The 24,065-nt window shown below is 68.9% G+C and carries 24 protein-coding genes; 8 read left to right on the forward strand and 16 right to left on the reverse strand.

Annotated features, from left to right (window positions below; all coding sequences use genetic code 11):
- Positions 1 to 4: 4 nt before the first annotated feature.
- From DBV35_RS01580 to DBV35_RS01620, 9 genes are all read right to left on the reverse strand, one after another.
- Positions 5 to 190 carry a hypothetical protein gene (locus DBV35_RS01580; protein WP_108658500.1) on the reverse strand — a complete coding sequence of 62 codons (186 nt, stop codon included), beginning with the start codon at positions 188 to 190 and terminating at the stop codon, positions 5 to 7.
- A 77-nt stretch (positions 191 to 267) separates the two neighbouring features.
- Entirely contained in the window at positions 268 to 1,362 is a 1,095-nt protein-coding gene (locus DBV35_RS01585; RefSeq protein WP_108658501.1) for a DUF1513 domain-containing protein, read from the reverse strand.
- Complete coding sequence (locus tag DBV35_RS01590) at positions 1,362 to 2,441, reverse strand: imelysin family protein (RefSeq protein ID WP_108658502.1); 1,080 nt, start codon at positions 2,439 to 2,441, stop codon at positions 1,362 to 1,364. The genes DBV35_RS01585 and DBV35_RS01590 overlap by 1 nt, the downstream gene beginning before the upstream one ends.
- Positions 2,438 to 4,156, reverse strand: coding sequence for a di-heme oxidoreductase family protein (locus DBV35_RS01595; RefSeq protein ID WP_108658503.1), 1,719 nt, complete (start codon positions 4,154 to 4,156; stop codon positions 2,438 to 2,440). The genes DBV35_RS01590 and DBV35_RS01595 overlap by 4 nt, the downstream gene beginning before the upstream one ends.
- Positions 4,157 to 4,402: 246 nt before the next feature.
- The gene (locus DBV35_RS01600) at positions 4,403 to 5,665 is read right to left on the reverse strand and encodes an imelysin family protein (protein ID WP_108658504.1); all 1,263 of its coding nucleotides are present in this window, start codon (positions 5,663 to 5,665) and stop codon (positions 4,403 to 4,405) included.
- A gap of 177 nt (positions 5,666 to 5,842) precedes the next feature.
- Positions 5,843 to 7,003, reverse strand: a complete 1,161-nt coding sequence (locus DBV35_RS01605) for an MFS transporter (protein ID WP_108658505.1) — start codon at positions 7,001 to 7,003, stop codon at positions 5,843 to 5,845.
- Positions 7,004 to 7,187: 184 nt separating this feature from the next.
- Positions 7,188 to 7,511: a hypothetical protein gene (locus DBV35_RS01610; protein ID WP_108658506.1), complete on the reverse strand. Its 324-nt coding sequence runs from the start codon at positions 7,509 to 7,511 to the stop codon at positions 7,188 to 7,190.
- On the reverse strand, positions 7,508 to 9,988 hold the full coding sequence (gene ctaD / locus DBV35_RS01615; protein ID WP_108658507.1) for a cytochrome c oxidase subunit I: 2,481 nt from the start codon (positions 9,986 to 9,988) through the stop codon (positions 7,508 to 7,510). The genes DBV35_RS01610 and ctaD (DBV35_RS01615) overlap by 4 nt, the downstream gene beginning before the upstream one ends.
- Complete coding sequence (locus tag DBV35_RS01620; protein WP_245943914.1) at positions 9,985 to 10,587, reverse strand: cytochrome c oxidase subunit II; 603 nt, start codon at positions 10,585 to 10,587, stop codon at positions 9,985 to 9,987. Before DBV35_RS01620 ends, ctaD (DBV35_RS01615) begins: the two co-directional genes overlap by 4 nt.
- Before the next feature lie 72 nt (positions 10,588 to 10,659).
- Between DBV35_RS01620 and DBV35_RS01625 the strand changes: the two genes are divergently transcribed.
- The gene (locus DBV35_RS01625) at positions 10,660 to 11,175 is read left to right on the forward strand and encodes a DUF2231 domain-containing protein (protein WP_108658509.1); all 516 of its coding nucleotides are present in this window, start codon (positions 10,660 to 10,662) and stop codon (positions 11,173 to 11,175) included.
- Here DBV35_RS01625 and DBV35_RS01630 read toward each other — a convergent pair.
- The 6 genes from DBV35_RS01630 to DBV35_RS31440 form a co-directional block, all read right to left on the reverse strand.
- Positions 11,145 to 11,657, reverse strand: a complete 513-nt coding sequence (locus DBV35_RS01630) for a CopD family protein (RefSeq protein ID WP_108658510.1) — start codon at positions 11,655 to 11,657, stop codon at positions 11,145 to 11,147. The genes DBV35_RS01625 and DBV35_RS01630 overlap by 31 nt on opposite strands.
- The gene (locus DBV35_RS01635; RefSeq protein ID WP_108658511.1) at positions 11,654 to 12,352 is read right to left on the reverse strand and encodes a cytochrome c oxidase assembly protein; all 699 of its coding nucleotides are present in this window, start codon (positions 12,350 to 12,352) and stop codon (positions 11,654 to 11,656) included. The genes DBV35_RS01630 and DBV35_RS01635 overlap by 4 nt, the downstream gene beginning before the upstream one ends.
- A gap of 247 nt (positions 12,353 to 12,599) precedes the next feature.
- Positions 12,600 to 12,833: a DUF2093 domain-containing protein gene (locus tag DBV35_RS01640; protein WP_108660497.1), complete on the reverse strand. Its 234-nt coding sequence runs from the start codon at positions 12,831 to 12,833 to the stop codon at positions 12,600 to 12,602.
- On the reverse strand, positions 12,833 to 13,573 hold the full coding sequence (locus DBV35_RS01645) for an aldolase (protein ID WP_108658512.1): 741 nt from the start codon (positions 13,571 to 13,573) through the stop codon (positions 12,833 to 12,835). Before DBV35_RS01645 ends, DBV35_RS01640 begins: the two co-directional genes overlap by 1 nt.
- A 35-nt stretch (positions 13,574 to 13,608) precedes the next feature.
- A complete protein-coding gene (tldD, locus tag DBV35_RS01650) occupies positions 13,609 to 15,024 on the reverse strand; it encodes a metalloprotease TldD (protein WP_108658513.1) in 1,416 nt (471 codons plus the stop codon).
- 18 nt (positions 15,025 to 15,042) lie between these two features.
- Entirely contained in the window at positions 15,043 to 16,095 is a 1,053-nt protein-coding gene (locus tag DBV35_RS31440; protein WP_108658514.1) for an invasion associated locus B family protein, read from the reverse strand.
- A gap of 392 nt (positions 16,096 to 16,487) precedes the next feature.
- Here DBV35_RS31440 and coxB point away from each other — a divergent pair, with 392 nt between their 5' ends.
- The 7 genes from coxB (at position 16,488) to DBV35_RS01690 (ending at position 22,895) form a co-directional block, all read left to right on the forward strand.
- Positions 16,488 to 17,399: a cytochrome c oxidase subunit II gene (gene coxB / locus DBV35_RS01660; protein ID WP_108658515.1), complete on the forward strand. Its 912-nt coding sequence runs from the start codon at positions 16,488 to 16,490 to the stop codon at positions 17,397 to 17,399.
- Positions 17,400 to 17,493: 94 nt separating this feature from the next.
- Positions 17,494 to 19,089 carry a cytochrome c oxidase subunit I gene (ctaD, locus tag DBV35_RS01665; RefSeq protein WP_108658516.1) on the forward strand — a complete coding sequence of 532 codons (1,596 nt, stop codon included), beginning with the start codon at positions 17,494 to 17,496 and terminating at the stop codon, positions 19,087 to 19,089.
- A 197-nt stretch (positions 19,090 to 19,286) separates the two neighbouring features.
- A complete protein-coding gene (locus DBV35_RS01670; RefSeq protein ID WP_108658517.1) occupies positions 19,287 to 20,204 on the forward strand; it encodes a heme o synthase in 918 nt (305 codons plus the stop codon).
- The gene (locus tag DBV35_RS01675; protein ID WP_108658518.1) at positions 20,204 to 20,410 is read left to right on the forward strand and encodes a hypothetical protein; all 207 of its coding nucleotides are present in this window, start codon (positions 20,204 to 20,206) and stop codon (positions 20,408 to 20,410) included. The genes DBV35_RS01670 and DBV35_RS01675 overlap by 1 nt, the downstream gene beginning before the upstream one ends.
- Entirely contained in the window at positions 20,407 to 20,991 is a 585-nt protein-coding gene (locus tag DBV35_RS01680; RefSeq protein ID WP_108658519.1) for a cytochrome c oxidase assembly protein, read from the forward strand. The genes DBV35_RS01675 and DBV35_RS01680 overlap by 4 nt, the downstream gene beginning before the upstream one ends.
- A 256-nt stretch (positions 20,992 to 21,247) precedes the next feature.
- Complete coding sequence (locus DBV35_RS01685) at positions 21,248 to 22,117, forward strand: cytochrome c oxidase subunit 3 (protein WP_108658520.1); 870 nt, start codon at positions 21,248 to 21,250, stop codon at positions 22,115 to 22,117.
- 1 nt (position 22,118) lies between these two features.
- Positions 22,119 to 22,895 carry an SURF1 family protein gene (locus tag DBV35_RS01690; protein WP_157961530.1) on the forward strand — a complete coding sequence of 259 codons (777 nt, stop codon included), beginning with the start codon at positions 22,119 to 22,121 and terminating at the stop codon, positions 22,893 to 22,895.
- Between the two features lie 197 nt (positions 22,896 to 23,092).
- Here the strand turns inward: DBV35_RS01690 and DBV35_RS01695 are convergent, their stop codons facing one another.
- Complete coding sequence (locus tag DBV35_RS01695) at positions 23,093 to 24,049, reverse strand: bifunctional riboflavin kinase/FAD synthetase (protein ID WP_425428430.1); 957 nt, start codon at positions 24,047 to 24,049, stop codon at positions 23,093 to 23,095.
- Positions 24,050 to 24,065: the final 16 nt, after the last annotated feature.

The raw sequence follows: 24,065 nt of genomic DNA on the forward strand, positions 1-24,065 counted from the left end.
CGGATCATTCGCCGATCCGGGCCTTCAGATCGTCGATATTGTGCGTGAGCAGGTTCGTGTGATGGTGGATCTTCTGCGCCGCCACGCTGTCCGTTTCGCTCACATGGTCGCCGATGACGCGCAGCGCGTGTGAGATCCGCTCCAACGCCTCGTGGACGTCTCGCTCCAACTGTTTGATCCGGTCTTCCATGCCGTCCTCCTCATGACTGCGCCCCCATGGAAAAGCAGGGCGCGGCGGAGGACAAGCTCAACCCCAAATCGCACCGCTCAGGCAGGGACGATGCGGCGCAGATGGTTGTCCCACCGCACGTCCGAATGGGTCGGCCGGCTCTCGGCGGTCAGGATGTCCCCTTCGCCCGAGGAGTAGGCGAACGCGTCATGGTCGGCGGTCGCGCCGGCGACATCGACGACGTCGGAGGCGTGGACGAGGTCAAGGCTCTTCGCGTCCCACACCATGATCTGGCCGCCACGCGGGCTCGTCGCGGCGACGCGCGAGCCGTCCCGGTTCGCGGCGATCGAGCCGACATAGTGGTTCATCCGCGCGTAGATGTTGTCCGGCGCCTCCACGAGGCGGATGCCCGCGCCGCGCTTGTAGATGCCGACCACCGGGATCCGGTCCGTGTTCGGCCCCTCATACTGGCAGCCGAACCAGATCGTGTCGGGATCGGGCTGGGCGAGGTGGCGGATCGAGAGGCGATGCTGGCCCGCGGGCAGCGCCGCCTCCTCGATGAGGTCGCCGGTCCTGATGTCGACGAGGGTGAGGTTCGGCGCCATCGTCGCAAGGTTCAGCTTGTGGCGGGGGAAGTCGGGGTGGGTGAGGATGCCCCCGTTGGCGACCGCGATCGTGCGCCCGTCCGAGAGGAGCATCGCCTCGTGCGGGCCGACTCCGCGCGTCGCGAACTCGCCGATCCGCTTGTACCCGTCCGTCGCGTCATAGACGCCGAGGACGCCGTGCTCGCCGTCGAAATCGTTCTCCGTCGCGATGAGGAGCTTGCCGTCCGAGGAGTAGAAACCGTGCCCGGCGAAGCGGCGGTCGTCGGGCGGGGCGAACGAGGTCGCCTTGCGCCGGTTCGCGATGTCGAGGACGAGGGCGAAGCGACCGGGGCGGCGGGCGAAGAAGACCGCATTCGCGCCGTCCGGGCTGACGGTCGCGTCATGACCGCGCCCGTCGAGCTCCTCGGTGAAGAGGATGCGGCCGGATGCGTCGAGGACCGCGGCGGCGAAATCACCGCTCGCCTGGCGGCAGGCGGCGACGAAGGCGGGCGCCGCCTCGGCGCGGGCGGGGCGGAGCGGGATTGACAGGAGGCCCGTCGCGCCGGTGGCGGCGGCCCCGGAGAGAAAGGTGCGGCGATCGAGGGGCATCAGTCACCATCCATCGAGTTGAAGCCGACGATGAGGCCGAAGGCGGTGGGGATCTGCTCGGCGAAGAGGCGGCGGGCGGCGTTGAGCGGGCTCTCGGCATAGGTGAGGCGCCGGTGCGCGTCCGGGTCCTCGGCGAGCTCCGGCCAGGGGCGCGGGTCGGCGAGGAGCGGGGCGAAGGCGCGGTCCACCTGCGACAGCTCGAAGAGGATCGAATCGGCGAGGTTGTACTGGTCGCCGAGGAGGGCGCGCAGCGGCTCGATCACCAGCGCACGCGCGCCCGCGACGTTCGCGGCGTAGGAGGGGAGGGTGAGGTTGGAGCGCCAGAAGGGCGCGCTCTTGGCGTTCCCGTCCCCGGCCTCCTCGCCGATGACGGCGCGGAGCTTGATATCGCCGAGGAGCTGCAATTCCTCCGCCCCGGCCTGGAGGATGTCCTGGATCGCCTCGCCGTGGGAGCGATAGGCGGGGTTGTCGGGCCCGGCCGTCATCAGCGTCTCGCGAAAGGAGGTGCGCCAGCCGTCCTCGATCGCGGCGGCGACCTCGGCGATGGAGGTCGCCACCGTCGCGGCGTAGCGGCAGCGGAAGGGCGTCGGGCCGGTGAGCGTCTCGCTGCCGGAGCCGAAGAGGGCGAATTCCAGCGCCGGCAGCCCCTGCACCGCGACGCTCTTCGCGTGGAGCGTGGTGAGGTCGAGAGCCGTCTCGTCCTCGGTGGCGATCAGGCGCTGGATCTGCTGGAGGCCGCGGCTGCGCCGGTCCGGCCAGAAGAGGAGGCGCTCGGCGCGGTTGTCCTCGCGCGCAGGGCCGAAGCGGTACATCTCGACCTCGGAGAAGGCGAGGACGAGGCCGCCGAACGCCTCGCGCGCCGCGTTCAGCGTGGCCTCGCCCGGCGCCTCGCACAGCGCCGCGGTCGCGGTGGCCGCGGTGCCGGCGGCGGCGGTGAAGCGGGCGTGCGCCGGGATGATGACATCGTCGATGAGGGCCTCGACCACCGGGGCGAAGGCGAAGCCGCCCTGGCTCTGCGCACCGGCGGGGGTGAGGGCGACCGCGGCGAGCGCGGCCCCGGCGAGGAGCGGTCGGATCATAGCGACTCCAGGAACTTGAGAAGCGAACGGCGCTCCTCGGGGGACATTTCGACGACGCGGGTCTTCGCCGCCTCCGCCTCGCCGCCATGCCAGAGGATCGCCTCGAGAAGGTTCCGGGCCCGCCCGTCGTGCAGGAAGAAGGTGTGCCCGTTGACGGTCTCGGTGAGGCCGATCCCCCAGAGCGGCGGCGTGCGCCATTCGCTGCCCGACGCGCTGCCGACGGGGCGTCCGTCGGCGAGCCCCTCGCCCATGTCGTGGAGGAGGAGGTCGGTGTAGGGCCAGATGAGCTGGAAGCGGTGCTCGTCATTCGCGGCGCGGCGGCTCGTCACGAATTTCGGCACGTGGCAGCTCGCGCAGCCCGCCGCGTAGAACAGCGCCTTGCCGGCGAGCACGTCCGGGTCGTCGACATCGCGCCGCTCGGGAACGGCGAGATTTTTGGAATAGAAGGTCACGAGGTCGAGGATCGGGTCCGGCGCCTCGACCTCGCCAAGCCGCGGCTGCACGCCGGACGGCATGTCGCGGCAGATCTGCTGGGCGATGGAGCACTCGCCGAACGCGTCGGTCACGAGAGGGGTGGAGATGCCGATATCGCCGGAAAAGGCCTCTGCCGCCTGCACCTCGACGGAGGGCGTCGTCGCCTTCCAGCCGAAGCGGCCGACCGTGAGGACGCCCGTCTCCGGGTCGCGCGCGAGCGAGACGCGGCCCGAGATGCCGTCCGCGTCCGCATCATCGGGGTCGGCAAGGGCGAGGATATCGGCCGGGTGGATCGCCTCCAGGAGGCCGAGACCCAGCATCGGGTTCGCGACGCGCACCGAGGTCATGACATTGGCGGCCATCGGGCCATAGCCGAGATTCGTGACCGTCGCGGTGGGCTTGCGCAGCGAGGCGGTCTCGCCGCCCGCTAGCGCGACGGGGATCTCCTCGTAGGTGATGGCGATCTTGCCCTCGGCATCGAGGCCGGGGACCGCGAAATCCTGGAGCTGGCCGCCATAGGTGGGCTCGGGAATGCGGGTCGTCGTGAAATTCGCGAGCGCGGCCTTCTCCTCCTCCGTCGAGGGGGGGACGGAGAGGCGCATCAGCATCGTCGTCGTGTCGTTATCGTTGGGGCCGGGGGGATGGCCGCGCCCGTCCTTCAGGTGGCAGCGCTGGCAGGCGCGCGCGTTGTAGAGCGGGCCGAGCCCGTCCGAGGCGGCCGTGGAGGAGGGCGCCGAAACCCAGAGCTTCTTGAAGATGCCGTTGCCGACGAAGAATTGCTCGCGCCCGGCGAAGGTGAGGTTCTCGGACGGGTGGGAGAAGGCGTTGCCGTCGGCGGTCTTGGTGGAGGTCGCCGCGCCCCCGGACTTCGCCTCGAAGCGCTCGGCCTTGGTGAAGTCGCGCGCGGGCTTCGTCACCGCCTCGACGCGCTTGCGGTCCTTCGGCGTGAGGTCGTCGCGCACGGTCGGGACCGACAGCGCGGCCTCGGGTGTGGCGCGGTCGGCGGTGGCGGCGCCCGCAAGCGTCAGCGCGACCGCGACGGCGAGCCCCCCCGTCAGCCCCTGCCAGGCGGTGAAACGGATCGGTTGGCGCAACCGGTGGCGCTTCGACGGGTTCGAAGTCTCGCCGGATGGACTCCCTCTGGTCACTCTTCTCAGTCCTGGTTCGCGGGCCGGATCGGAACGCGCGGGCGCATTCCGGCCCCGTCCTCTTGGTCTTCGCGGATTGTCCACCCCATCCATAGCGCTTCATCGGCGGCCGTGGCGCAACTGATTGCGCGCATCGGGGTTGCGCGTGGAGCCGGTCGGCGGGGCGCCGCTTCGGCTCCTGATGGGGTGCGATCGTTCGGGGATGGATGCATCGGCCGCGTCTCCGCCTCTGGTGCGGGTCGTCGCGTGGCGGCGGACGGGAGCGTCGGGCGCCGGCGGCGGCTCGGGTCGTGGGGTCGCGCGGGCGCGCAGTGGCGCCCGCGCGGGGCCGGTGTCGGCTTACTGGAAGACGGCGTCCGGGTCGTCGAGGCTGTCGGAGCCTTCGATCTCGATCGCGCCGAGATCGAGGGCGGCGACGGCACGCTCGATGAACGGGGTCTGGGCGATGAGCGCATCGATCGCGGCCTGGACCACGGCGTTGCCCTCCTCGTTGCCCTCGCCGATCATCTGATCATAGGCCTCGACGCTCTCGGCGCGCGCCTTCATCACGGCCATCGCGTCTATGGTGGCGTCGAGATGGGCGAGGAGCTCCTCGTTCAGCGCCGGGTCGATGGCGGCGACGAGATCGGCGACGGACGGGCCGGACACCACCGTGCCGTCCACGCGCTTGTAGTGGCCGGTGTAGACGTTGCGGATGCCCACCGCGTCGAAGAAGTGGGAGTTGTGCGTGTTGTCGGAGAAGCAGTCGTGCTCTTCCTCCGGATCGTGGAGGAGGAGGCCGAGCTTCATCCGCTCACCCGCCTGCTCGCCATAGGAGAGCGAGCCCATCCCGGTGAGGATCGCCGAGAGGCCGGCGCTCGCGTCGGCGAGCACGGCGGTGCGGGCCTCGCCGTCCGCGTCCCACGCGGCGACGATGTCCCCGAGATCGGAGATGAGGAGGGTGGAGGCCGCCTTCAGATATTCGGCGCGGCGCTCGCAATTGCTGCCGGTGCAGTTCGCCGGGTCGTAGTCGGTCGCGGGACGGTTGCCGGCGCCGGGTTCCGTGCCGTTGAGGTCCTGGCCCCAGAGGAGGAACTCGATGGCGTGATAGCCGGTCGCGACATTCGCCTCGACCTCTTCGGCCTCATGGAGCGTGTCGGACAGGAGTTCCGGCGTGATCGATGAGGCGTCGACGGTCTCGCCGTTGATCGTGATCTCGGGGTTCGCGATCACGTTCACGGTGTAGAGGGCGTTGGAATCCGACTCGGTGCCGTAGAGCGCGTCGACATAGTCGATCAGCCCCTCGTCGAGCGGCCAGGCGTTCACCTTGCCTTCCCAGTCGTCCACCACCGGATTGCCGAAGCGGAAGGCCTCGGTCTGCTGGTAGGGCACGCGGGCCTGGACCCAGGCGGCGCGGGCGGCGAGCAGCGTCGCATCGCTCGGCGCCGCAATGAGGGCGTCGATCGCGGCGTCGAGGGCTTCGGCGGCGCGCAGCGCGTCGGTGTAGCCGGCCAGCGCGATGTCCGCATAGGTCTCGAGCACGGCCTCTGGCGCGGGCGATTGCGCATTGGCGCTGCCAGCAACCGCACAGCATGCGACCACAGCGAGTGTCGCAACTCTCATTGTTGCCTCCGGTTCGGGGGAAGGGGTCTGATCCGGCGCAACTTACAGATCGAAGATCGGTGCGACAACCGCGAATATTGATTAAGCGGGTCGCAAAGCTTTCAATGGGCTACAATAGATTTTATAAATTCTACTTAGCGCGATATTTTACTTAGTGTGATTCTAATCCGCGACGGCCTACGGGACCGCGACCGGGGCCGGGCGGACCAGGCAGAGCGTCGCGAGGATCAGCGCCGAGGCGGCGGCGACGATGAGATATCCGGTGGTGATCGACGTCGCCTGCATCATCGGGCCGAGCACGATCGGCGCCAGGAACTGGCCGAGGAAGAACAGCGTCGCGGAGAGCGAGGTGCCGCGTCCGAGGAGGCGGTCGGGCACGAGGTCGGCCACCATCAGCGACAGCGTGGCGAAGGCGACGCCGTTGCCGAAGCCGAGCAGCATCGTCGCGACGACGAGGATCACCGGGTCGCCCGTCAGCCCGAACAGCGCATAGGCCGCGACCCAGCAGCAGGCGGAGAAGCGCAGGAGGGCGAGCTTCGACAGATGCTGGCGGGCGCGGGCATAGCCGAGGCCCGCGACGCTCATCATGCCGGCCATCAGCGCCATGTAGAGGGAGGCGATGATCGGCGAGGTGATGTCGATCTCGGCGAGGCGCTGCGGCAGGAAGACCGCGATCGCGTAGATGAGGACGGCCATCATCAGGAAGAGGACGTAGACGCCGAGGAGGGCGGGCTTGCGCAGGAGCACGAGCGTGCTCTCCGAGGTGCCGCCCCGCTCGATGATGCGGTCCGGCAGGATGCGCAGCACCGCGATCGCGAGCGGGATGCCGAAGAGGTAGATCGCGAAGGCGAAGTGCCAGGACGAGAAGCTGCCGATGAGCCCGGCGAGGATCGGGAAGACGACGCCGCCCGCGCTCGTCGCCGTCGTGCGCCAGCCCATCACGCGGTTGCGGAAGGCGCCCTGCCAGATGGTGAGGATCGCGGTGGTGGTGCCGGTGAAGACGATCGCCGCGCCCATGCCGAAGATGAGCCGGCTCACGATGAGCGCGGGGAAGGTGGACAGGAAGACGCCCGCGCCGCCCGCGAGGCCGTAGATCACGAGGCCGATGGCGAGCGGGACACGCGGCCCCCAGCGGTCGATCATCATGCCGGCGACGGGGCCGGTGATCGCGATCGCGAGGCCGTGGACGGCGAGGATGAGGCCGGCCTGCGTACCGGTGAGGCCGAGATCGGTGCGCAGGAGTTCCAGGATCGGCGTCACGATCGCGCCGGCCATTACGCCGAGGGTGGAGGATAAAAGCAACACCGCGAGGGCGGACGGGTGAGCGATCGTGGGCATGGAGACGACGTCCGGAAGGGTTTGCGGGTCCGCAGGCGAGTCAAACCCTCGGCTCGGCGCGCCACCTATGGGGTGACGTCCGACAGGACAGGTCGTGAGACGTCTTCGATCCGAACAGGTGCCATACCGCGTTTCGCCCCCCGATGCACCCTCTCATTCGTTGCCGCGGTGCTAGCGCGGCCCATCAGAGGCAGACGGAGGTGACGGCGACGGGGAAGAGCGTCCACACCGTCGCGACGAGCCCGGCGAGGGCGCTGACGATCCCGACCTGGCGGAAGAAGGGCGAGGCCGAGCCGAGGCGCGTGCTGCGCACCGCCTGGAGCGTCGCGGCCTGGGCGAGAATCGCGACCGCGAAGGCGGCGAGGAGGGCGAGCCGCAGCGGCGTCGGTGAGGCGGGCGCCTCGCGCCCCCAGCCGAGGGAGCAGCCATAGCCCTCGATCGCGTAGAGGAGCGCGAAGGCGGCGGCCCAGACGAGAAGCCCCGCCATGGCGCGAAAGACCTCGATCATGGCAGCACCGCGAGGTTCGCGGCCGCGAGCGAGACGATTCCGACCCCCGCCCCATAGTCGGCCCAGAGCCGCACGATCTCGAACTCCGCCCGCCGCGCGCGCGAGGTGTAGCCCGCCGCGTGCCGGCGCCAGAGATTGACGACCATCAGGAGCGCGAGGCCGGCGTGGAAGAGGCCGTACGCGCCGAGGACGAAGAGCGTTGCGGCGTAGGCGTGCCCGGTCGGCGGCGGCGTGCGCAGGAGGAGCGAGAGGAGCGCGCCGAACAGGAGCGCGAGACCCGCCGCCGCCGCGAGGAGGCCGGGGAGGGGCGTCGCGCCGCCCGCGTTCCGCCGTCCCGCGAGGCGCGCGCCCACGACCGCGATCGCCCCGCCCGAGATCCCCGCACCGAGCTCGGTGAGCGAAGGGGTGAGCCAGGTTTCGGGCGGCCAGCCGGGCGCGATCGTCCACAGGAAGGCGTAGCCGAAGAGGAGGGAGGCGAAGAACGTCCCGTCGGCGGTGAGGAGCGCGGCACTCCCCCAGAAGCCCGGCCCGCGATCGACCTCGCTGTGGACGGGAAGGCGCGTGTCGCACCCGACCGGCGCCGGCCCCTCGTCCGCGCGCGCGCCGAGCTGCCAGACCCAGCGCAGCGCGAGCGCCGCCATCATCAGGAGGGCGACGGGCGTCAGCACGTAGACCTTGATGAGGAGGGAGAGGAAGAAGAGCCCCGTCGCGAGCGCGAGCCAGAGGGGAAGGGCGGAGTTTCCGGGCAGGACCACCAGAATCTCGGGCTTTCCGGACACGGTGTCGACCATCAGCGTCTCGCGCCGGTCGCCCACGGGGTCGCCGAGATAATATTCGCCGCGCGCGATCCGGACCGGGAGCTGCGGGTCGTCGGCGAGCGGTTCGCGCGAATGGATCGCCGGCAGGCTCGCGAAATTGTAGGCCGGCGCCGGCGTCAGCATCGCCCATTCGAGCGTCCCCGCCCGCCACGGATTGCGCGGCCCGCGCGAGGCGAGGAGCATCTGGAGGGCGAGGTCGATGAGGATCAGCGCGAACCCGATCGCCATGATGAAGCTGCCGATCGAGGAGATGAGGTTGATCGCCGTCCACCCCGCCTCCGCGCTGTAGGTCTCGATCCGGCGCGGCTGGCCGAGAAGGCCGACCCAGTGCATCGCGAAGAACGTGCCGTGGAAGCCGATCGCGACCAGCCAGAAGGCCGCCTCGCCGAGCTTGAAGAAGCGCTGCCGCCCGGTGAAATGGGGCAGCCAATAATAGGCGCCCGCGAGGATCGGGAACACGAAGCCGCCGACGAGCACATAGTGAAGGTGCGCGGTGATGAAGGCGGTGTCGTGCGCCTGCCAGTCGAACGGGACGACGGCGACCATCACCCCGGTGAGCCCGCCCATCACGAAGGTGGCGAAGAAGCCGAGGAGGTAGAGCATCGGCAGACGCATCTGCGGCCGCCCTTTCCACAGCGTGCCGATCCAGGCGAAGATCTGGATCCCCGTCGGGATCGCGACGAGCGTCGATGCCGCCGAGAAGAAGGCGAGCGCCATGTGGGGGATGCCCGTCGTGAACATGTGGTGGACCCACAGCCCGAACGACAGGAAGGCGAGCGAGAGCGCCGACGCGACGACCCAGCCGTAGCCGAGCAGCGTGGTGCGCGCCATCACCGGCAGCACGGTGGAGATCACCCCCGCCGCCGGGAGGAAGATGATGTAGACCTCCGGATGGCCGAAGAACCAGAAGAGGTGCTGCCAAAGGAGGCTGTCCCCGCCGAGCTCGGCCTGGAAGAAGGGGAAGCCGAAGGCGCGCTCGATCTCGAGGAGGACCGAGCCGAGGATCAGCGGGGGAAAGCCCGTCAGCATCATCAGCGCGGTGACGAGGATGTACCAGGCGAAGATCGGCATCTTGTCGAGCGACATCGAGGGCGCGCGGTATTTCAGCACCGAGACGGTGATCTCGACCGCCGCCGCGATCGCGGAGATCTCCACGAAGGTGATGCCGATCAGCCAGAAATCGGAGTTGATTCCCGGCGAATAGAGCGTCGAGGAGAGCGGGGTGTACATGAACCACCCGCTGTTCGGCGCGATCCCTGCGAGCAGCGAGACGAGCAGCATCGAGCCGCCGAAGATGTAGCACCAGAAGCCGAAGGCGGTGAGGCGCGGGAAGGCGAGGTCGCGCGTGCCGAGGAGCTTTGGCAGGAGATAGACCGCGAGCCCCTCGAACATCGGGATCGCGAACAGGAACATCATGATGCTGCCGTGCATCGTGAAGAGCTGGTTGTAGATCTCCGGGCCGACGAAGGCGGAGCGTGGCGAGGCGAGCTGGGCGCGGATCAGCATCGCGAGGAGGCCGCCGACCAGGAAGAAGAAGCACGCCGCGCCCATGAAGCGCTTGCCGAGCGTCGTGTGGTTCACCGAGGTGAAGTTGCCCCGGAAGCCTGGGTCGTTCTGCCAGATCCGCGTCAGCCGGCGGTGGCGGGCGAGCGCGGTCATGGCGTCTCTCCATCGAGGAAATTCTGCCATCCGGCCGCGTCGTGGGCGATGACGGTGAAGGTGTGGCCGAGATAGCCGACGCCGCTATATTCCGCGCTCCGCCCGGCATAGGTCCCCGGCGCGTCGGCCTCGATGCGCAGCGTGTTGACGCGGCCCGGAATCGCGTCGAGCTTGCCGGCGAGGCGCGGGACCCAGAAGGCGTGGATGACGTCGGTCGTGCTGATCGCGACATCGACGGGCCGTCCCGCCGGGATGTGCAGCGTGCCGACCGTCACGCGGTCGCTGTCGCCATATCCGAAGCGCCACTGCCACTGGCTCGCCTCGGCCCGCACGCTCACCGCGTCGTCGGCCGGGCGCGGCAGGAAGCGCTCGCCGATCACGAGCCCGTAGGCGAGGAGGGCGGCGAGCACCACGACCGGGAAGGCGAGGCCGAGCTTTGCGAGGAAGAGGCGCTCGTGCCGGGCCTCGTCGCCCGCCCCGCCGCCCCGGAAGGCGGCGACGAGAAGGCCCATCACGAACAGGAAGATCGCGGTGGCGCCGGCGAGCATCACCCACCAAAGCGTCGCGATCGCCCTTGCCGACGGGCCGGCGGGATCCATAGTCGACAAGGCACCCTCGCATCCGGCGAGGGCGAGGCACGCCACCAGCAACGCGCCGAGGAGCCGCACGCGATGACCGAGATTCAAGTCCAGACGCATGACGAGCGGCTGATCGACCCGATCAGCGAGGACCCCGAGTTCGACGACACCCGGTCCTTCGTCGCGATCTCGGGCCATCCGATCCACGCGATGAGCGTGGCCTTCCCGGTCGCGCTCACCTTCTGCACGTTCGGCGCGGACATTTTCTACTGGTATACGGGCGACCTCTTCTGGGCGCGGGCGGGCCTGTGGGCGGCGGGCACGGGCTTCCTGTTCGGCCTCCTCGCCGGCCTCTCGGGCACGGCGGAGCTGCTCCTCGTGCCGGGCATCCGGGCGCGCGCCGCGGCGTGGACGCACTTCATCCTCGCCGTGCTGCTCCTGTCGCTCCTCGGCACGAACTGGGGGATGCGCCTCTCCGGCTTCGAGACCGCGGTGCTTCCCTACGGGATCCTGATGTCGGCGCTGTGCCTCATCGTGGTGATGATCGCTGGCTGGCATGGCGGCAAGCTCGTCTTCGACTACCGGATCGGGACATCGACGGGGAGCTGACGCCCCAGCGGCTCGGTCAGCCAGTCCGGAAAGACGATCCACGAGAGATCGGGCTTGGCGAGAACGAGAAAGAGGATCGCGAGCATCGGGGTGATCGCGATGGCCGTCGGCCACAGGGGATTGGGCGGCCGGTGCGTCCCGGCCGTCTCGGCGACGGCGACGAGGGTGTGGCCGACCCAGGCGTGGACGAGCACGAGAAGCGCCACGAAGACGAGCTTGGCATAGAGCCACGGCTCGAACACCGCGCGCAGGAAGATGAGCGCGGTGCCCGAAGCGACGGCGATCACCGCCGTCGGCGTCACCGCCAGCACATAGGTGAAATGGGAGAAGCGGCGCACGCGGGTGTAGTCGGCCTGGGTGATCGCCGGGTCGTGCCGCGCGAGCATCAGCGGCAGGGCGAGGAGCCCCGCGCACCAGGTGACGAGCGCCGCGATGTGGATCGCCTTCAGAAGCGGGATGAACCCCGAGAGGGCGGGGATCATGCGGTCCGCTCCCCGAACTGCGCCCAGAGCCGGCGGGCGAGAAGCGCGCCGATCACCGCATAGGGGAGCGCCGCCGGGACCCACATGATGAGGCCGCCGAGCTGCTGGTCGGCGATCGGCCGCATCCCCCAGTCGAGCGGGGCGAGGCGGTGGATGGCGTAGAGCGGCTCCGGCGCGAAGGTGAGGAGCGCGCCGAGGAGGCCCATCTGGGCGAAGGCGGCGATAACGGCGAGCAGCGCGTCGGCGGGCGAGCGGTCCGCCGCGAACACCGCGCGCCAGAACCAGACGGCCGAGGCGAGAAGTGTCGTCTGCATCAGCCAGTAGATCGCGACGTTGGCGAGCGCGACGTCATAGAGCGCCGGCGCGTGCCACAGCCACAGGACCAGCGAGGAGATCGCGAGCGGGAGCGCCACGGAACGGGCCCGCGCGACCGGCCACACGAGGGCGAGGAGCGGGGCGGCGACCGCGACGAGGAGGAGGTGGTGGACGACGCGCGCCGAAAAGAGCGCCGCCGACAGCGCGCAGAGCGGCGAGACGAAGGCGACGAAGAGCACGCCGACGGCGGCAAGCCCCGCCGGCCGGCGACCCACCACGAGCGCGAGGACGGCGAGCGCGGCGAGAAGGGGCGGATCGAAATTCCACCGCGTCAGGAGGTCGGCCGGAAGAGGTGCGGGGCCGCAATAGGTCCAGTTCATCGCATCCGTTCGCGTCGCGGGGTCAGGGAACGCTGCGCGGAGCGTCCCGGAACCAACGACGAAGGGGGCGATTTGGTGCCGCAGCCGCGACGATTTATCGTATCCGCCGCATCATTCTTGCGTCGGCCGTGCGAGATCTTGCGGCATTCGGTGCGTGCCAGCGATCATCCGGGCAATCCGGCGCGGTCGGTCGCGGCCGGCGGGTGGCTCCAGCGCTGCGGCGCCCCGATGAAAGGGCGCGGCGCGGTCAGCCCTTCTTCTTCTGGGCCTCGTAGGCCTTGAAGGCGGTGTAGGCGGCCGCCGCGTCGAGGTAGGCTTCCTGGGTGTCGACGTTCCAGTAGCGCAGTTCGGCCAGCGGGATCGGCTTGCCGGTGATCGCGCAGCGCACGAACGTGCCCGGCGACATCACCTGGAAATCCGCGTCGAGATAGCGCAGCCGCGCTTCGCCGCCGGGCCGCCCGGCCATTTCATGTCGGTTCATCATGAGCGTGCGGGGGCGGGGTGAAGGCGCTTCAACACGACGAAATGCTCCTCGGCCTGGACCTTCATGACCTGCCGGATCTGGCGGGCCGTGTGCTCGATCTGGTCCTTCGTCATCAACTTGAGCGGCAGCCCGGTCGACTGGGCGAGGATCTGCTGACGCGCCGCACGCTCCAGATAATAGAGATCATCGAAGGCTTCCGCCACCGTTGCGCCGCAGACGGTGACGCCGTGATGGGCGAGGAAGAAGACGTCGGACAGATTGTCCGACTTCGCGCTGGTGGCGATCGCCTCGCCTTCCTCGGCGTCGAGCGCGAGGCCGCCGAACTCCTCGATATAGATGACGCGGCCGTGATAGCGGCAGGCGGTCTGGTGGGCCATTTCGAGGCGGCCGCCCTGGAGCATCGTCAGCGCCGTGCAGTGCGGCATGTGCGTGTGCATCACCGCCGCGTGGCGCGGGTTCGCCCGGTGCGCGGCGATGTGGAGGTTGCGGGCGGTCGCCTCGACCTCGCCTTCGCCCTCGATCACCAGCCCGTCCCCATCGATGAGGACGAGGTCCTCCGGCCGCATCTCCGACCAGTGCACCCCGTACGGGTTGATGAGATAGCGCTCCTCATCACCCGGCACGACGACGGAGAAGTGGTTGCAGATCCCCTCGTTGAGATCCATGAACGCCGCCACGCGGAAAGCGGTGGCAAGGTCCTCGCGAAGGGTGGCGATGTCGGTGGCCTCGGTCGTCAACGGCGGGTCCTCAACGTGTTCTTGGTGCGTCTTTTTCAGGTTTCCGTGCCGCCGACCGTCATCGCGTTGATGCGGATCGTCGGCTGCCCGACGCCGACGGGGACCCACTGGCCTTGCTTGCCGCAGGTTCCGATGCCGTGGTCGAGCGCCATGTCGTTGCCGACCGCGGTGATGCGCGTCAAGGCGTCCGGCCCGTTCCCGATCAGCATGGCGCCGCGGACGGGCTCGCAGATCTTGCCGTCGCGCAGGCGATAGGCCTCGGTGGAGGCGAACACGAACTTGCCGCTCGTGATGTCCACCTGCCCGCCGCCGAAGGAGACCATGTAGAGGCCGTCCTTGACGCCGGCACGGATCTCTTCCGGGTCGTGGTCGCCGCCGCGCATCAGCGTGTTGGTCATGCGCGGCATGACGGTGTGGGCGTAGGACTGGCGCCGGCCATTGCCCGTCGGGAGCATCCCCATCAGGCGCGCATTCTGCCGGTCCTGCATGTAGCCGACGAGGCGGCCGTCCTCGATGAGGACCGTCTCGTGCGAGGGGGTGCCCTCGTCGTCGATGCTGAGCGAGCCGCGCCGGTCCGGGTGGGTGCCGTCGTCGACGACGGTGACGCCGGGCGAGGCGACGCGCTCGCCCATAAGGCCCGCGAACGCGCTCGTCTTCTTGCGGTTGAAGTCGCCCTCGAGACCGTGCCCGACCGCCTCGTGGAGGAGGATCCCCGGCCAGCCGGGGCCGAGCACGACGTCGAACGTGCCGGCGGGGGCGGGGGCGGCGTCGAGATTGACGAGCGCGCGGCGCAGCGCCTCGTCGACCGCCTTCTGCCAGGACCCGTCGGCGATGAAGCGCGCATAGGGCTCACGACCGCCGGCCCCGTAGCTGCCGGTCTCGCGCCGGCCGTTCTCGGCGACCATCACCGTGACGGAAAACCGCACCAGGGGGCGGATGTCGAAGAGGCGCTGCCCGTCGGCGCGCAGGATGTTGACCACCTGGCGCTCGGCGTTCAGCGAGACCGAGACCTGCCGCACACGGCTGTCCTTGCCGCGGGCGTAGGCGTCGATCTTCGCGAGGAGGTCCGCCTTCTCGCCGAAATCGGGGGCGGCGATCGGGTCGAGATCGCCATAGAGGCGGCGGTTCGTGCCGGACGGGGCGACGTCGGTCGTGCCCTCGCGCCCGCGCCCGACGATGCCGACCGCGTCGGCGGCCCGCCGCAGCGCCCGCTCCGAGACGTCCGAGGCGTGCGCGACGGCGACCGATTCGCCCGCGACGGCACGCAGGCCGAACCCGTCCGAGACGTCGAACGCCGCCGATTTCAGGCGGCCATCGTCGAAGACGAGGCTTTCCGAGGTGCGATGCTCGACGAAGAGCTCGCCATCGTCCGAACCGATGAGGGCGTCCTCGACGATGGATGTGGCGCGGGATGCATCCAGCCCGTGCCGCTCGAAGAGGTCTTCACTCATTGTCTACCCTTCTCCTTCCTACGACGACCGCGGAGGACGTGGGGTTCCGGGGGAACGCGGTCCCGTGGGAAGGCGGTTCGGCTTTGCGCCGGGCCGCTCACCCCGCTTCTGCGGTGCCTGAGGGAGTTGGCGCTGCGTGGTCGGCCCGGCAAGACGCGGCGGCTCGCGACGGCCCGTGATCATGCGTCGGGCGGCCGGATCGAGGTCCTCTTCCGGCTCCTCGTCGTCGTGCTCTTCATAGAGTTCGGCCTCGGCCGCGCTCTGGGCCTGCGCCTCCTCCTCGGCGCGCGCCTCGGCCCGCCGCCGGCGCCGCTTGCGGCCGCTGCGCACCGCCATCCAGATGATGAGGACGAGGAGGACCATGCCGCCGGCGACCGCGCCGCCGACATAGGGGAGGAGATCGTCTTCCAGGAGCCGGTCGAGTTCGGACCGCTCGTCGGGCGGGATCGAGAAGCTCGACGCCGTGGGCGCGCCGCTCGGGGGCGCGGCGACGACGCGCGTGTTCGTCTCCACGGGCTCGCCCGCGGTCTCGATCTCGGGCGTCTCGGCCGCGGGGGGCGGATTGTCGAGCGCGCTGAAGCCTTCGCTGAACCCGTTCAGCGAGATCGGGATGCCGATCCCCTCCTCGGGCGTCTGGAAAATGACGAAGGTCGCCGTGTTCCCCGCCTCGAAGCGCTCCATCAGCCCGTCATCTAGCTCGACCTCGGCAATGCAGCCTTCGGGGAGGCAGCGCACGAAGCCGGCGAGGCCCACCTCGTTCTCGTCGATCGAGAGGCCGAGGCCGGAGGGGAGGAGGACGCCGAGCGGGGCGAGGACGCGCAGGATGCGGGCCTGCCGGTCCGCGGTGTGGAGAAAGATGACGGTGAGGCCGACATTGGCGCGGTCCTGCGCCTCGACATTCTGGACGAGGGCGCATTGCTCGGACGGCGCGCCGACCGGCCTTTCGCAGCGGATCTGCCAGTCGCCATGGCGCCCGACGATCCGCCCTTGCGCGGCCGCGGGGTCGGCGGTGGCGATCGCGCCGGCGGCGAGCGCGAGGCCGGCAATCAGGAAAAAGAGGGTACGCAACATCGTGGCAATCCTTCGGCGGCGGCGCTTGACCTAGCACACCTCGCCGCGGTGGTCAGGTGTCCGCAACGATCTGTCCGCGCGAGGGCGGCGCGAAAGCGATTCGCAACCATAGCGCTTCATGTCGCGAAGCCCGAGGGTTGTGTGACCCATTCTCCACGCCTTCCACGTCACACGCCGTCTTGGGGCTGGACCCGCGACGTCTCTGGCTTGCCTTCGCTGTGGCGTCGGCGGACCGAGAGGGATATGGAGATGCCTGTGCCCACAGAAGGTTCGGCGCCGCCGGATCGGTCTGTGGACGTCGGTTCGTTCTGCCGCTAAGTTCAGGACATACCGAAATCCGTGAGATAACGGTCCGCGCAGGGCATGGGCGAAACGTTGAGATGGGGCGAGGAATGATACGAGCGCTTGCGAAGTGCGGGCTTTTGAGCGCGGTGGTGCTTTCGGCGATGATGGGGCTCCTGGGTGTGGCAGAGGCCGCCCAGCCCGCGCCGTGGGGGATCGGTCCGCAGGAGGCCGCGACCGGCCTTGCCGAGCAGGTGTTCTGGTTCGAGAGCTATACGCTCTGGATCGTGACCGCGATCGTGATCTTCGTCCTCGCGCTGCTGGTGTGGGTGATCGTCCGCTTCAATGCGAAGGCGAACCCGACGCCGAGCGCGACCTCGCACAACACGATGATCGAGGTGATCTGGACGATCGTTCCGGTCCTCATCCTCGTGATGATCGCCTTCCCGTCCTTCCGTCTCCTGTTCGCGCAGACCACGATCCCGACGCCCGACCTCACCATCAAGGCGATCGGCGGCCAGTGGTACTGGAACTACGAGTACATGGATCCGGGCATGGAGGAGATTAAGATCACCTCGTACATGCTCGACGACGACCAGCGCGCCGAGCGCAAGGAAAAGTACGGGATGAACGAGCACGACGTCCCGCGCCTCCTCGCGGTTGACTATCCGATCGTCGCGCCCGTCGGGGCGACCGTGCAGGTCCTCGTCACCTCGCTCGACGTGAACCACGCCTGGACGGTGCCCGCCTACGGCATCAAGCGCGACGCCATCCAGGGCCGTCTCAACGAGACCTGGTTCAAGGCCGATGAGGTCGGCGTCTATTACGGTCAGTGCTCCGAGCTGTGCGGCACCCAGCACGCCTTCATGCCGATCGAGGTCCACATCGTGACGCCCGAGCGTTTCGAGGAGTGGTCGACCGCGGCGAAGGAGAATCTCGACGCGGCGAACGAACTGCTGCTTGGCTGGCAGGCCGAGGCGAGCGGCCAGGCCGTCGCGAGCCTCAGCACGAACCTGCGTTAATCGGGGAACGCGGCCGCGGCGACGCGGCCGCCGACCCTTCGAATAAGAATTGAACGGCTTCGCATGAGCCGGAGCAAATAAAGCGGAGAAACCGATGGCGCACGCGGCAGCAGACCACGCGCACGATCATCCAACGGGCTGGCGGCGCTGGTTGTTTTCGACCAACCACAAAGACATCGGTACGATGTACCTGATCTTCGCCATCTTCATGGGCTTCTTTGGTGGCGGCCTGTCGTTCGCGATGCGCCTCGAGCTCCAAGAGCCGGGGATGCAGATCTTCGCCAATCCGCACGTCTACAACGTGTTCACGTCCTCGCACGGCCTGATCATGATCTTCTTCATGGTGATGCCGGCGATGATCGGCGGGTTCGGCAACTGGTTCGTCCCGATTATGATCGGCGCGCCGGACATGGCGTTCCCGCGCATGAACAACATCTCTTTCTGGCTGCTGCCGGCGTCGATCACGCTGCTGATCATCTCGCTCTTTGTCCCCGGCGCGCCGGGCGCGAACGCCTTCGGCGGCGGCTGGACGATCTATCCGCCCTTGTCGACGACCGGGAACCCCGGACCGGCGATGGACTTCCTGATCCTGTCGCTGCACATCGCGGGCGCCTCGTCGATCCTCGGCGCGATCAACTTCATCACCACGATCCTGAACATGCGCGCGCCTGGCATGACCATGCACAAGATGCCGCTGTTCGTGTGGTCGGTGCTGGTGACGGCCTTCCTGCTCCTGCTCTCGCTCCCGGTGCTCGCCGGCGCGATCACGATGCTGCTGACGGACCGCAATTTCGGCACGACCTTCTTCAGCCCCTCCGGCGGCGGTGACCCGATCCTCTACCAGCACCTCTTCTGGTTCTTCGGCCACCCGGAAGTGTACATCCTGATCCTGCCGGGGTTCGGCATGATCAGCCAGATAGTGTCGACCTTCTCGAAGAAGCCCGTGTTCGGCTATCTCGGCATGGCCTACGCCATGGTCGCGATCGGCGTCGTCGGCTTCGTCGTGTGGGCGCACCACATGTACACGGTGGGCCTCTCGGCCAACACGCAGGCCTACTTCGTGTTCGCGACGCTGGTGATCGCGGTGCCGACCGGCATCAAGATCTTCTCGTGGATCGCGACGATGTGGGGCGGCTCGATCGAGTTCCGCACGCCGATGCTGTGGGCGATTGGCTTCATCTTCCTGTTCACCATCGGCGGCGTGACGGGCGTGCAGCTCGCCAATGCCGGTCTCGACCAGGTCTTCCACGACACCTACTACGTGGTGGCGCACTTCCACTACGTGCTGTCGATGGGCGCCGTGTTCGCGATCTTCGCCGGCTGGTACTACTGGTTCCCGAAGATGTTCGGGATCATGTACTCCGAGCGCCTCGCCAACATCCATTTCTGGCTGATGTTCGTGGGCGTGAACGTGATCTTCTTCCCGCAGCACTTCCTCGGCCAGCAGGGCATGCCGCGCCGCTATGTGGACTATCCGGACGCGTTCGCCGGGTGGAACCTCGTGTCCTCGATCGGCGCCTACATCACGGCGGTCGCCATGTGCGTCTTCGTGTGGGTGATCGTCGATGCGCTGGTGAAGCACCGCAAGGCGCTCGCCAATCCGTGGGGCCCGGGCGCGACCACGCTCGAGTGGACGCTGTCCTCGCCGCCGCCCTTCCACCAGTTCGAAACGCTGCCGCGGATCCGCTAACCCCGCGACGACATTGCGCAGGCCGGCTCACCCCCGGCCTGCCACGCATTCGGCCCGGTGCGGGCACGGCGAAACGCACCCTCGGCCCGACCTTCGAAACGGACGGGTTCCAAGGCCAGATGTGAATTACTATAGAGAACGGCGCGGCGCGGCTCTGGCCCGCCGCATGTCTGCGTAAGGGGGAGGAAACCGGCGAGATGACCATTCGAGAGACAGACGCGGATGCCGTCTTCCTGTCGGAAGCGACCCCTCAGGATTTCTTCGAGCTCCTGAAGCCGCGCGTCATGTCGCTCGTCGTGTTCACGGCGTTCGTCGGCCTCATGCTTGCCCCCGGCTCGATCCACCCGGTTCTCGCGGTGGTCTCCCTCTTCGCGATCGCGGTGGGCGCGGGCGCGTCCGGCGCGCTCAACATGGGCTTCGATTCCGATATCGACGCCATCATGACGCGGACCTCCAAGCGCCCGGTTCCCTCCGGCCGCGTCTCGCGCGAGGCCGCGCTCTCCTTCGGCGCGATGCTCTCGCTCGGCTCGGTCGTCCTCCTCGGCATGGCCTCCAACTGGACGGCGGCGACGCTCCTCGCAGTCACCATCGGCTTCTATGTCGTCATCTATACGCTCTGGCTGAAGCGCCGGACCCCGCAGAACATCGTCATCGGCGGTGCGGCGGGCGCGCTCCCGCCGGTCGTCGCCTGGGCGGCGGTGACCGGGTCGGTCACGCTGGAGCCGATCGTGCTCTTCACCATCATCTTCCTGTGGACGCCGGCGCACTTCTGGGCGCTCGCGATCCTGAAGCGCGAGGAATATGCCCGCGCCAACGTCCCGATGCTGCCCGTCGTGGCGACGAAGGCGGCGACGCGCGCGAACATCCTCGCCTACGCGGTGCTGACGGCCGTCTCCGGTCTCCTCCCCACCGCGCTCGGCTATGCGAGCCTTGCCTACGGCGCGATCGCGCTCGCTCTTGGCGCATGGTTCGTCCAGCGCGCGCTCATCCTGCGCAAGGCCGATGATGCGAGCGAGCGGCGCGACGCTGGCCGTCTCTTCGCGGTCTCGATCGTCTATCTCTTCGCGATCTTCGGCGCGCTTCTGGCCGACCGTCTCATCGCGGGGCTGATCTGATGGCGGCGAGCGCACCCCAGGTCGGCGGCGAGGACAGCCCGCCGCAACCCGAGTTCCTGTCGCGCGAGGCGAGCGAGGAGGCCGGCCGCCGTCGCCGCAGCCGCTCCATCGCGATCGCCCTCGTGCTCCTCGGCATGGTGATCCTCTTCTACGTGATCACCATCATCCAGATCGGCAACGCGGTCAGCGGGGGCGCGGCGTCATGAGCGAGGACGCCCCGCGCCCGGCCCCGAATCGCCACCGCTTCGTCGCGCTCGCCTGCGCGGCCTTCGTGTGCCTGATGGTGGGCGCGGCCTACGCCGCCGTCCCGCTCTACAACCTCTTCTGCGCCGTCACCGGCTTCGCCGGCACGCCCTCGATCGCCAAGGTCGAGGCGCTCCCCGCGATCGAGGTGCTCGACCGCCAGCTCACCATCCGCTTCGACACCAACGTCGCCAACGGCCTGCCCTGGCGCTTCCGGCCGAAGGAGCGCACGATGGTGGTGCGCGTCGGCGAGATCGCCGAGGCGACCTTCATCATCGAGAATCTCTCGGACAAGCCAACCGTCGGAAACTCGGTCTACAACGTGACCCCGTTCCAGGGCGGCGGCTACTTCACCAAGGTCCAGTGCTTCTGCTTCAACGCGCTGCCGCTCGGGCCGAGGGAGAAGATCGAGGTGCCGATGGTCTTCTACGTGGACCCGGCCTTCGACAAGGACCGTGACGCCCGCGGCATCGGCGTGATCACGCTGTCCTACACCTACTTCCCGCATGTGGGCGGGGCCGTGACGGAGGACGTCGCGGGCTGAGGCCCACAGACGGGAAAAATGCGACCGATGGAGCACCCTTCGGCCATCGCCGTGTCGACGACGCGGGCAGAGCATGGCACAAACGAAAGGTGAGCGTTGAATTCGACGGGGCGCGAGCCTCGACCGCAGGGGCGGGCGCCTTCGCAAGGAGGCGCGCCGCGCCAAAGGCGCCGGCCTCGTCCGGCACAGGGATGGGGCCCCGCCCCGCTTAGGCAGCACGACCGGCCGCTGTCGTCTGGCCGGCAAAGGAAGAACGATGGCAGGCGCGACGAAGCCCAACCACGACTATCACATTCTGCCCCCGAGCCCGTGGCCGGCGGCCGGCTCCGTCGGCGCGTTCACCATGGCCATCGGCGCGGTGTCGCTGATGCGGTGGAACAAGGGCGACCAGCTCGTCCTGGCCGGCGTCGATATCGCGGGGTGGGGCATCTTCGCGATCGGCCTCGCCATCGTGCTCGGCACCATGGCCGGCTGGTGGGCCGACACGACGAAGGAGTCGCTTCGCGGCGACCACACGCCCGTCGTCAAGCTGCACCTGCGCTACGGGATGCTGCTCTTCATCGCCTCCGAGGTGATGTTCTTCGTCGCCTGGTTCTGGGCCTATTTCGACGTCGCGCTCTTCCCGGCCGCGATCAATCAGCCGCTGCGCCTCGAAGAGACCGGCGGCGTCTGGCCGCCGATGTCGATCGAGACGTTCGATCCCTGGCACCTGCCGCTCTTCAACACGATGATCCTGCTCCTGTCGGGCACGACCGTGACCTGGGCCCACCACTGCCTTCTCGAGGATGACCGCGAGGGGCTGCGCTGGGGCCTCCTCATCACCGTGATCCTCGGCGCGCTGTTCTCGATCGTGCAGATCTTCGAGTACACGCACGCCACGTTCGCCTTCGGCGGCAACATCTACGGCGCCACCTTCTTCATGGCGACGGGCTTCCACGGCTTCCACGTGTTCGTCGGCACGGTGTTCCTGCTCGTCTGCCTGGTGCGGGCGATGAAGGGCCACTTCACGCCGCAGCGCCATTTCGGCTTCGAGGCGGCGGCCTGGTACTGGCACTTCGTCGACGTGGTGTGGCTGTTCCTCTTCATCTGCATCTACGTCTGGGGTGCGAGCGCCGCCGCGCACTGACGTGGCCCCTCGGACGATCTCGGGAGCGCGGGTCCTTCTCGCGCTCCTGATCCTGTCGGCGTTCGCGATCCTCGTCGGGCTCGGAACGTGGCAGCTCCAGCGCCTCGCCTGGAAGGAGGCGCTGATCGCGACGGCCGGCGAACGGCCCGGCCTTCCCGCCGTCGCACCGCCTGGCCCCGGGGACTGGGCCGCCTTCGACATCAAAGACTGGGATTTTCGCCGCGTCCGCCTCACCGGCACGTTCGGTGAGAAGGAGGCGCACGCCTGGGCCGTGCTCGCCGAGCCGCACGGGCCGCTCGGCGGAGCAGGGGAGTTCGTCGTCGCCCCCCTCACCACGGCCGAGGGCTGGTCCGTCCTCGTCAATCGCGGCTTCGTGCCCGAGGCGCAGAAGGACCGGTCGACACGCCACGGTTCCGAGCCGCCGTCCGGTCCGGTCACGATCGAGGGCATCATCCGGCGCGACGACACGCCCGGCATGTTCACGCCCGATCCGGATCCCGCCGCGAACCGCTTCTACGGCCGCCACATCGCGACGCTCGCCCGCTTCCTCGGCCTCGACCCGGCGAAGACGGCGCCCTACTCGATCGACCTCGTCGCGTCGGAGACCCCGCCGGGCGGACTGCCGCAGGCGGGCGAGAGCGTCGTCACTTTCCGCAACCCCCACCTCCAATACGCGCTGACCTGGTACGGCCTCGCGGCCGCGCTCGTCGGCGTGGTGATCGCCGTGCTGGTGAAGCGCCGGCGCGAGGGGCGGGCGGCGAAGGCGGACGCGGTCTGAACCACCCGCTCAGTTCGGGTCGGACGGCGCGTTCACTGCACAGATCCGGGCCGATTGCTCTTCGCTGAGGTCAATCCAACCCGACCGGAAAGCGCGATAGTGCGCGTCATCCCGTCATGGAAGCATGGCGCGATGAACGGTCGTGCTCGTCAGGCAAAAGACGGGAGCCGGGCGTTTCCGCGAGGAAATGGCTGGCGCTAGAAATTCACCGCCGCGTCGAGCGGGGAGATCGGGGCGATGCCGATGAGGGAGGCGCGGGCGTCGCGGCTGTCCTCGTCCATCTGGGCCATCAGCGCGTCCATGCCGGTGAAGGCGATTTCGGGCCGCAGATAGCGCACGAATGTGACGGGGAGGGTCTTCCCGTAGAGGTCGCCCGCGAAGTCGAACACGAACGTCTCGAGGAGGGGGGCGCCGTTGTCGAAGGTCGGGCGCCGGCCGTAGCTCGCCACCCCGTCATGCCATTCGCCGTCGATCCCGATGCGCACGGCGTAGATCCCGTGCTGGAGGCGGTTGTCGGGGCCGAGCGTCTGGTTCGCCGTCGGGTAGCCCATCGTGCGGCCGCGCTTCTCGCCGTGGATGATCTCTGCCTCCACCGTGTAGCGGTAGCCGAGGAGCATCGCGGCGGCGTCGAGGTCGCCCTCGGCGAGGAGGCGGCGGATGCGCGAGGACGACACCGCCCCGCGTTCGTCGGCGAACTGGTCGACGACGATCACCGAGAAGCCGTGCCTGTCGCCGGCCTCGATGAGGCTCGCGACGCTGCCGCCGCGGCGGGCGCCATAGTTGAAATCGTGCCCCACGACGACCGTCTTCGCGGCGAAGCGGTCGACGAGGATCTCCGTCACGAAATCATCGGCGGAGAGGGCGGCGAAGGTCGCGTCGAACTGGCCGATCACCATCCCATCGAGCCCCAGCGCCTCCATGAGGCGGCCCTTGAGGTGCGGCGGGGTGAGACGGAAGAGCGGCTCGCCGGAGAAGAAGGCGCGCGGGTGCGGCTCGAAGGTGAGGGCGGCGACCGGGCGGCCGGCCGCGCTCGCAACGTCGAGCACGGCCTGGTGGCCGCGATGGACGCCGTCGAAATTGCCGATTGCCACGGTCCCGCCGCGCAGCCCGTCGGGGACGGCGTCGAGGGTGGCGATGAAAGAGGCCGCGCGCATGGTCATCGTCCCGCCG

The sequence above is a fragment of the Acuticoccus kandeliae genome (assembly GCF_003073115.1).

Coding starts and splice junctions, on each gene's coding strand:
- DBV35_RS01580 (WP_108658500.1), bottom strand. CDS start 190: ATGGAAGACCGGATCAAACAGTTGGAGCGAGACGTCCACGAGGCGTTG.
- DBV35_RS01585 (WP_108658501.1), bottom strand. CDS start 1,362: ATGCCCCTCGATCGCCGCACCTTTCTCTCCGGGGCCGCCGCCACCGGC.
- DBV35_RS01590 (WP_108658502.1), bottom strand. CDS start 2,441: ATGATCCGACCGCTCCTCGCCGGGGCCGCGCTCGCCGCGGTCGCCCTC.
- DBV35_RS01595 (WP_108658503.1), bottom strand. CDS start 4,156: ATGGATGGGGTGGACAATCCGCGAAGACCAAGAGGACGGGGCCGGAAT.
- DBV35_RS01600 (WP_108658504.1), bottom strand. CDS start 5,665: ATGAGAGTTGCGACACTCGCTGTGGTCGCATGCTGTGCGGTTGCTGGC.
- DBV35_RS01605 (WP_108658505.1), bottom strand. CDS start 7,003: ATGCCCACGATCGCTCACCCGTCCGCCCTCGCGGTGTTGCTTTTATCC.
- DBV35_RS01610 (WP_108658506.1), bottom strand. CDS start 7,511: ATGATCGAGGTCTTTCGCGCCATGGCGGGGCTTCTCGTCTGGGCCGCC.
- ctaD (WP_108658507.1), bottom strand. CDS start 9,988: ATGACCGCGCTCGCCCGCCACCGCCGGCTGACGCGGATCTGGCAGAAC.
- DBV35_RS01620 (WP_245943914.1), bottom strand. CDS start 10,587: ATGGATCCCGCCGGCCCGTCGGCAAGGGCGATCGCGACGCTTTGGTGG.
- DBV35_RS01625 (WP_108658509.1), top strand. CDS start 10,660: ATGACCGAGATTCAAGTCCAGACGCATGACGAGCGGCTGATCGACCCG.
- DBV35_RS01630 (WP_108658510.1), bottom strand. CDS start 11,657: ATGATCCCCGCCCTCTCGGGGTTCATCCCGCTTCTGAAGGCGATCCAC.
- DBV35_RS01635 (WP_108658511.1), bottom strand. CDS start 12,352: ATGAACTGGACCTATTGCGGCCCCGCACCTCTTCCGGCCGACCTCCTG.
- DBV35_RS01640 (WP_108660497.1), bottom strand. CDS start 12,833: ATGAACCGACATGAAATGGCCGGGCGGCCCGGCGGCGAAGCGCGGCTG.
- tldD (WP_108658513.1), bottom strand. CDS start 15,024: ATGAGTGAAGACCTCTTCGAGCGGCACGGGCTGGATGCATCCCGCGCC.
- DBV35_RS31440 (WP_108658514.1), bottom strand. CDS start 16,095: ATGTTGCGTACCCTCTTTTTCCTGATTGCCGGCCTCGCGCTCGCCGCC.
- coxB (WP_108658515.1), top strand. CDS start 16,488: ATGATACGAGCGCTTGCGAAGTGCGGGCTTTTGAGCGCGGTGGTGCTT.
- ctaD (WP_108658516.1), top strand. CDS start 17,494: ATGGCGCACGCGGCAGCAGACCACGCGCACGATCATCCAACGGGCTGG.
- DBV35_RS01670 (WP_108658517.1), top strand. CDS start 19,287: ATGACCATTCGAGAGACAGACGCGGATGCCGTCTTCCTGTCGGAAGCG.
- DBV35_RS01675 (WP_108658518.1), top strand. CDS start 20,204: ATGGCGGCGAGCGCACCCCAGGTCGGCGGCGAGGACAGCCCGCCGCAA.
- DBV35_RS01680 (WP_108658519.1), top strand. CDS start 20,407: ATGAGCGAGGACGCCCCGCGCCCGGCCCCGAATCGCCACCGCTTCGTC.
- DBV35_RS01685 (WP_108658520.1), top strand. CDS start 21,248: ATGGCAGGCGCGACGAAGCCCAACCACGACTATCACATTCTGCCCCCG.
- DBV35_RS01695 (WP_425428430.1), bottom strand. CDS start 24,049: ATGCGCGCGGCCTCTTTCATCGCCACCCTCGACGCCGTCCCCGACGGG.